Here is a 2601-nt window from a genome sequence, read left to right as displayed (position 1 = left end):
GTGACGCGAGCGCGCGTCACACCCCCTTCGCGTCTGCCGGCCCGCCCCGTCCGCCGGCCGGCCCTCCCTCAGGCGTGGCACACCGGGAGACCTCCGTGGAACTGCGTCATCTCCCCGAAGGCCGTCGCCACGTCGATCGGCGCGCCCGGCACCGCTCCGGCGAGCTCGGCGTAGGCGCGGTGCAGGTTGCCGACGATGCGCTCGGCGTCGAGGAAGGCGGCCCACGCGCCCAGCTCGGTGGTCCGGGCCGTCTCCAGCGCCGACCGTCCGGCCCGCAGCCCCGACTCCGCCACCTCCAGCAGCCAGTTCAGGTAGGCGGCGGTCTCGTCCAGCAACTCCGCACCGCCGACCGGCCCGTGACCGGGCACCACCGTCTCCGCGCCGAGCGCGCGCAGCCGCCCGATCGCCTCCAGCGACCCCGTGACCGAGCCCATCAGGCAGAACGGGGTGCTCCCGGACCACACGACGTCCCCGGTGAACAGGACGCCCTCGTCGGGCAGCCACACCACCGTGTCGCCGGTGGTGTGGGCGGTCCCGGGGTGCAGCAGCGCGATGCGCCGGCCGCCCGAGTGGACGGCGGCCTCGTCGCCGCGATAAGTCACGTCGGGGCCGAGGACCGGCGTCTCCCCCCACTCCACGTCCGGCCACAGCCCGCGCAGCCCCGGGCCCGCGGCCATCTGGTCACGCGCGCAGTTCTCGTGGGCGATGATCGTCGCCCGCGGCTTGAAGTAGGAGTTGCCGAACGTGTGGTCGCCGTGGAAGTGCGTGTTGACGAGGAAGTCGGGGCCGGCCGGCGCCAGCGCGCCCACCGCCTCGGCCAGCACACGGGTACGGCGCTCGGTGGCGGCCGTGTCGACCAGCACCGCGCACTCCCCGTCGAGGATCAGGCCCGCGTTGTTCAGGCACCACCCGCCGTCGGGCTGAATCCAGGCGTAGACCGACGAGGCGACCTCGCGCATTTCCGACCGGACCTGTTGCAACGTCATTCCGAACTCCGTTCCCGGTGCGAGACAAGTGCCGCGACGATTTGTCGGAAGGATGGCCCGACGGGCATGAGCCCCACTGGAACACCCGGTGGGGGAATTGCGGTGCAGCGGTAGTCCAGTCGGTTTCGAGCTGCCCGGAGAACGCTTCCGGAGAAGGAAACCCATGCCCGAGGAGGAGCACACCGTGGCTACGCAGACCGCTGAGCGGCAGAAGGTGACGGCCGAGGAGCACGTGGAGATCCTCGGGTTCTACGCCCGACAGTGCCGCCTGATGGACGCCCTGAAGATCGAGGAGTTCGCCGACACCTTCACCGAGGACGGCGTCATCGACCACGCGCACCGCGGCGAACGCCTCGCCGGCCGTGCCGCGATGGTCGCGGCGATGCGGGCCGCCCTCCCGCGGTACCGGTCGGTCGTGCCCCGGCACTGGTTCGACCACTACCTCGTGGAGAAGACCGCGGACGGCTGGCGGGTGGACTACGTCTGCCTGGTCACCCGGACCGACGCCGCCGGGAAGGTCGACTTCGAGCCGACCTTCACCGTGGTGGACGAACTGGTGCGCACCGAGTCCGGCGAGATCCGGACCCGGGAGCGCGTCATCGACCAGGACCGTCCGGCCGCCTGAGGCCGGGGCCCACGATGAAGGGGATAGTCCTCGCCGGAGGCACCGGGACCCGGCTGCATCCGATCACTCTGGCCGTGTCGAAACAGCTCCTCCCCGTCAGTGACAAGCCGATGATCTACTACCCGCTGTCGGTGCTCATGCTGGCCGACATCCGGGAGATCCTCGTCATCACCACACCCACCGACATGCCGTACTTCCAGCGGCTCCTCGGCGACGGCTCGCGGCTCGGCATCTCGCTCAGCTACGCCGCGCAGGAGCAACCCGCAGGCCTGGCTCAGGCGTTCACCATCGGGGCCGACTTCATCGGCGCCGACCCGGTGGCCCTCGTGCTGGGCGACAACATCTTCCACGGCTCGGGATTCCGGGAGCTGCTGCGCCGCAACGCCCGTGACGTGGACGGCTGCGTCCTCTTCGGCTACCCGGTGCCGGACCCCGAGCGGTACGGGGTCGGGGTGACCGACGCCGAGGGGCGGCTCGTCTCGCTCGAGGAGAAGCCGGCCGAACCCAAGTCCGACCGGGCGATCACCGGCCTGTACTTCTACGACAACGACGTCGTGGACGTGGCCAAGAACCTGACCCCGTCGCCGCGCGGCGAACTGGAGATCACCGACGTCAACCGGTGGTACCTGGAACGCGGCAAGGCCAAGCTCATCGAACTCGGCCGGGGCTTCGCCTGGCTCGACACGGGCACCGCCGAGTCGCTGCTGAAGGCCGGCATCTACGTGCAGGCCATGGAGGAGCGCATGGGGGTGCGCATCGCCTGCCTGGAGGAGGTCGCACTGCAGATGGGCTTCATCGACGCCGACACGTGCCGACGGCTGGGCGAGGGGATGAAGTCCCCGTACGGCAGGTACGTGACGGAGGTCGCGGCCGAGGCCGCCGGCGTGGGGTACCGCCGCCGGCTCGTCGGAGCACCACGAGGGGCCTGACGCCGGCGAGTCCGCCGGGGGACGGGGCCCGCAGCGTGCGCGGAGTGCGACGGTTCTGCGG

At 71.2% G+C, this 2601-nt stretch carries 3 protein-coding genes; 2 read left to right on the top strand and 1 reads right to left on the bottom strand.

Annotated features, from left to right (window positions below):
* Positions 1-68: 68 nt before the first annotated feature.
* On the bottom strand, positions 69-986 hold the full coding sequence (locus ACN6LD_RS42080) for an MBL fold metallo-hydrolase (protein WP_319191072.1): 918 nt from the start codon (positions 984-986) through the stop codon (positions 69-71).
* Positions 987-1170: 184 nt separating this feature from the next.
* Between ACN6LD_RS42080 and ACN6LD_RS42075 the strand changes: the two genes are divergently transcribed.
* A complete protein-coding gene (locus ACN6LD_RS42075; RefSeq protein ID WP_445045927.1) occupies positions 1171-1611 on the top strand; it encodes a nuclear transport factor 2 family protein in 441 nt (146 codons plus the stop codon).
* A gap of 14 nt (positions 1612-1625) precedes the next feature.
* Positions 1626-2540, top strand: a complete 915-nt coding sequence (gene rfbA, locus ACN6LD_RS42070; protein WP_445045926.1) for a glucose-1-phosphate thymidylyltransferase RfbA — start codon at positions 1626-1628, stop codon at positions 2538-2540.
* The last annotated feature ends 61 nt before the right edge of the window (positions 2541-2601 follow it).

This window comes from Streptomyces sp. SAS_272 (genome assembly GCF_052543235.1).
Note: the sequence above shows the minus strand (reverse complement) of the source record. Positions and strands in the feature narration are given on the sequence as shown.